The 4,701-nt window shown below is 70.9% G+C and carries 5 protein-coding genes and 1 pseudogene; 3 read left to right on the plus strand and 3 right to left on the minus strand.

The window, feature by feature from the left end; translation table 11 throughout:
- A partial coding sequence (locus FUT87_RS03515; RefSeq protein WP_147240104.1) for an Hsp33 family molecular chaperone HslO occupies positions 1-448 on the minus strand: 448 nt, incomplete at its 3' end.
- Positions 445-1,014 carry a gamma carbonic anhydrase family protein gene (locus tag FUT87_RS03520; RefSeq protein ID WP_147240105.1) on the minus strand — a complete coding sequence of 190 codons (570 nt, stop codon included), beginning with the start codon at positions 1,012-1,014 and terminating at the stop codon, positions 445-447. The genes FUT87_RS03515 and FUT87_RS03520, both read right to left, overlap by 4 nt.
- Before the next feature lie 29 nt (positions 1,015-1,043).
- Between FUT87_RS03520 and FUT87_RS03530 the strand changes: the two are divergent.
- Positions 1,044-1,923: pseudogene (locus tag FUT87_RS03530) on the plus strand (ferritin-like domain-containing protein).
- A gap of 57 nt (positions 1,924-1,980) precedes the next feature.
- Complete coding sequence (locus FUT87_RS03535; RefSeq protein ID WP_147240107.1) at positions 1,981-2,874, plus strand: DMT family transporter; 894 nt, start codon at positions 1,981-1,983, stop codon at positions 2,872-2,874.
- A gap of 16 nt (positions 2,875-2,890) precedes the next feature.
- On the opposite strand, the gene FUT87_RS03540 is transcribed toward FUT87_RS03535, so the two are convergent.
- On the minus strand, positions 2,891-3,364 hold the full coding sequence (locus FUT87_RS03540) for an Lrp/AsnC family transcriptional regulator (protein WP_147240108.1): 474 nt from the start codon (positions 3,362-3,364) through the stop codon (positions 2,891-2,893).
- A 157-nt stretch (positions 3,365-3,521) separates the two neighbouring features.
- Between FUT87_RS03540 and FUT87_RS03545 the strand changes: the two genes are divergently transcribed.
- A partial coding sequence (locus FUT87_RS03545) for an aspartate aminotransferase family protein (protein ID WP_147240109.1) occupies positions 3,522-4,701 on the plus strand: 1,180 nt, incomplete at its 3' end.

Genomic DNA, 4,701 nt, shown 5'->3' on the forward strand with positions numbered 1-4,701 from the left:
CGTCCGGCCCGCTCAGCGGCACCACGCCCTGGTAAGGCTGCTGGCCCGGCAGGCGGTCCTTGGGATCGAGCGTGATCGCGCAGCGCCCCTGGCCGTGGACGTTGAGCATCTGCTGCAGCGTGGCGTCGTCCGGCACGGCCTCGCGCGTCTTGGCCGTCGAGCGGAAGCTCATGTCCGGCTGGACCTCAACCACCGCCAGCTTCAACGGCCCGTCCCCCATCACCTGGAAGACCAGCGCGCCGTTGAACTTGATGTTGGCCTGCATCAGCACGCCCGCCGCCGTCATCTGGCCCAGCAGGTCGCGCACCGCCGGCGTCAGCGGCTCCTTGCGCCGGCCCAGCAGCTCCTTCCAGCTCTCGTCCAGGCGGACCAGCATGCCGCGCACCGGCAGGCCTTCGAAGAGGAACTTGTGGAGCTCGCTGGGCGCGGGCTTGGTCGACGTGGTCATGGGACTCCTTTGAATTCGGGTGATCTGGGGGCGGAACGCGGATCGTCAATGCGAACCAGCTCTTCGGCGTAGCGCCGCCCGTTGCGCACGTAATGGGCCGCGCTCATGGCCAGGCCCTGGATCTGCTGCGGGGTGAGCTCACGCACGACCTTGGCCGGCGAGCCCATGATCAGGCTGCCGTCGGGGAACGTCTTGCCCTCGGTGACCAGCGAGCCGGCGCCCACCAGGCAGTTCGCGCCGATGCGCGCGCCGTTGAGCACCACGGCGCCGATGCCGATCAGCGCGTTGTCGCCGACGGTGCACCCATGCAGCATCACCTGGTGGCCCACCGTGACGTTGCGCCCGAGCGTGAGCGGCATGCCGGCATCGGCGTGCAGCACGCTGCCGTCCTGGATGTTGCTGCCGGCGCCGATGGTGAGGTGGTCGCTGTCGCCGCGCAGCACCGCGTTGAACCAGATGCTGACCTCGTCCTCGAGCGTGACGCGGCCGATGACCTGCGCGCTCTCGGCGACCCAGACGCCGGCGCCGAGTTCCGGCGTGTGCTCGCCGAGGCGGTAGACGGCCATGCGTTTCTCCAAAAGGGATAATTCTACGAATGGAACTTCGAACCCGCGCGCTGCAGGTCCTTCTGATCGCGGACCCGCAGGCCAAGGCGGCCGCGGCTCGCGAACTGCACGCCGCCGCGACGGCCATGACAGGCACACCGTCCGCCTCGCCCGCCGTCGACGGCGCGCCCATCGCCCCCCAGCCCCGACTGCGGCACCAGCCACACCCTCGCGCCCGAGGTCTGGCTCGACACCGCCGCCCGCCTCGTGCCGGAGACCGACCCCCCCGGCCGTCCCGCCCGGCCCCGGCTGGTGGCCGCGCTGCAGGTGGCCTCGCGGTCGCCCTACACGCCGGAAGGTCGCGCGGCGCTGCTGCACGCGATCGCGCACATCGAGTTCAACGCGATCAACCTGGCGCTGGACGCCGTCTGGCGCTTCCCCGACATGCCGCGCGCCTACTACCTCGACTGGCTGCGGGTCGCGGCCGAGGAGGCGCTGCACTTCACCCTGCTCGATGAGCACCTGCGCGGCCTGGGCCGCGCCTATGGCGACTTCGACGCGCACGACGGCCTGTGGACGATGGCGATGCGCACCGCCGGCGACGTGCTCGCCCGCATGGCGCTGGTGCCGCGCACGCTGGAAGCGCGCGGGCTGGACGCGACGCCGCCGCTGCAGGCCAAGTTCGCCAAGGCCGGCGACGCGCGCGCGGTGGAGATCCTCGGCGTGATCCTGCGCGACGAGGTCGGCCATGTGCGCATCGGCAACCACTGGTACCGCCACCTGTGCCGCGAGCGCGACCTGGATCCGGTCGCGCTCTACCCCGAGCTGGTCGAGCGCCACGAGGCTCCGAAGCTGCGCCCGCCCTTCAACCTCGAGGCCCGCGGCGCCGCCGGCTTCAGCGACGAAGAACTCGCGTATCTCCGCTCATGAAGGTTGGCGCGAAGCTGCGCCCCGGCCCGTCCTCCGCCATCGTCGACACTCCGCCCCATGACCCGCATCCAAGCCAACCTGCTGCTGACCCTCATCGCGATGATCTGGGGCTCGGCCTTCGTCGCCCAGGCCCACGGGATGGAGAGCATCGGGCCGATGATGTTCACCGGCATCCGTTTCCTGATCGGCGCGCTGGTGGTGCTGCCGCTGATCGTGCGGGAACGCCGCGCGCCCGGCGCGACGGTGCTGCGCGGCGGCGACGCGCTGAAGATCATGGGCCTGGGCGCGCTGCTGACCACCGGCGCGGCGCTGCAGCAGATCGGCATCCAGTACACGACCGTCACCAACGCCGGCTTCCTGACCGCGCTGTACGTGCCGCTGGTGCCGCTGCTGGGCTGGCTGCTGCTGCGCCACCTGCCGCACTGGTCGGTGTGGCCGGGCGCGCTGGCCTGCCTGGTCGGCGCCTTCCTGCTGTCGGGCGCGCATGAACTGGACATCGGCCTGGGCGACGCCTGGGTGATCGCCTCCGCGCTGCCCTGGGCGGTACACGTGCTGCTGGTGGGCATGGTCGCGGACCGGATGAACGCGCCGTTCACCGTCGCCGGCGGCCAGTTCCTGTTCTGCGGCGTGGTGGCGCTGGCCTGGGCCCTCGCCTTCGAGTCCTGGAGCTGGGCCGGCATCCAGGCCGCCGCCGGGCCCATCCTCTACACCGGCGTGCTGTCGGTGGGCATCGCCTTCACCGGGCAGGTGGTGGCGCAGCGCTATGCCCACGCGGCGGACGCCGCGATCATCCTGTCGTCCGAGACGCTGTTCGCCGCCGTCTTCGGCTACCTGATGATGGGCGACCGGCTCAATGCCGCCGGCCTGCTGGGCTGCGCGCTGATCCTGGGCGCGATGCTGCTGATCCAGCTGCTGCCGATGCTGCGCGTGCTGCGGCCGCGCGCCGCCTGAACGCCCGGCGTCGCGCTCAGTCCAGCGGAAAGGCGCTGGTCTTCTTCACCGTGCGCAGCACCAGCATCGAATTGGCCTTGGCCACGCCCGGCAGCTGCATGAGCACATGGGTGTGCAGGCGCTCCAGGTCCTCGGCGTCCTTGTAGGCGAAGCGCAGCAGGTAGTCGTTGGTGCCGGCGACGTAGAAGCAGTCGAGCAGCTCCGGCGCATCCTTCACCGCCTGCTCGAACTCGGCCAGCGCCGCCGGGGTCATGCGCTCCAGGTTGACGATGGTCCAGCTGGTGCCGGGCTTGCCGATCGCCTTGGGATTGAGCAGCGCGACGACGCGGTCGATGACGCCGCTGTCCTCCAGCCGCTTCACGCGCCGCAGGCAGGCCGACGGCGACAGGTGGACCTGCTGGGCGAGGTCCTGGTTGGAGATCCGCGCGTCGCGCTGCAAGACCGCGAGGATCGCGCGGTCGATCGCATCCAATTGCACTTCCTTGAGCATGGGCGGCATTGTGTTCGACGAAATGCGTTCGCAGCCGCATGGGATTGCGCCGTCGCGGGTTTACCCGCCGCCGGAACGCTCACCGATTGCGCGCCGGCTTGCCTAGACTGCCCCGATCGATCACCCGCGCCGAATGCGCCGCCCCGGGAGCCCCGCCATGTCCACCCCCACCCGTCCCGACCTCGACGCCTACTGGATGCCGTTCACCGCCAACCGGCAGTTCAAGCAGTCGCCGCGCCTGCTGACGCGCGCGGACGGCATGTACTTCACCGACGACCAGGGGCGCCAGATCCTGGACGGCGTCGCCGGCCTGTGGTGCGTGAACGCGGGCCACAACCGGCCGCGCATCGTGCGGGCGATCCAGGAACAGGCGGCGGAACTGGACTTCGCCCCGCCCTTCCAGATGGGCCATCCCAAGGCCTTCGAGCTGGCCTCGCGGCTGGCGGGCATCGCGCCCGAGGGCATGAACAAGGTGTTCTTCACCAACTCCGGCTCGGAGTCGGTGGAGACGGCGCTGAAGATCGCGCTGGCCTACCACCGCGCCCGCGGCGAAGGCCAGCGCACCCGCCTGATCGGCCGCGAGCGCGGTTATCACGGCGTCAACTTCGGCGGCATGTCGGTGGGCGGCATGGTCGCCAACCGCAAGATGTTCGGGACGCTGCTGGCCGGCGTCGACCACCTGCGCCACACCCACGACATCGCCCGCAATGCCTTCAGCGTCGGCCTGCCGGCGCATGGCGCGGAACTGGCCGACGACCTGGAGCGCCTGGTCGCGCTGCATGACGCGTCGACGATCGCGGCGGTGATCGTCGAGCCGGTGGCCGGCTCGGCGGGCGTGCTGATCCCACCGCAGGGCTACCTGCAGCGCCTGCGCGAGATCTGCGACCGGCACGGCATCCTGCTGATCTTCGACGAGGTCATCACCGGCTTCGGCCGCACCGGCCAGGCCTTCGCGGCGCAGACCTTCGGCGTGACGCCGGACCTGATGACGGTCGCCAAGGGCCTGACCAACGGCTGCGTGCCGATGGGCGCGGTGCTGGCGCAGCAGCGCATCCACGACGCCTTCATGACCGGGCCGGACCACCTGATCGAGTTCTTTCACGGCTACACCTACTCGGCGCATCCGCTGGCCTGCGCGGCGGGACTGGCGACGCTGGACACCTATGCCGAGGACGGCCTGCTGACGCGGGCCGCGGAGCTCCAGGGCTACTTCGCCGAGCAGCTGCATGCGCTGCGCGGCGAGCCGCATGTGATCGACGTGCGCAACCTCGGGCTGGTGGGCGGCGTCGAGCTGTCGCCGCGCGCCGGGGAGCCGACCCGACGCGCCTTCGAGACCT

Source organism: Mitsuaria sp. TWR114 (assembly GCF_007997345.1).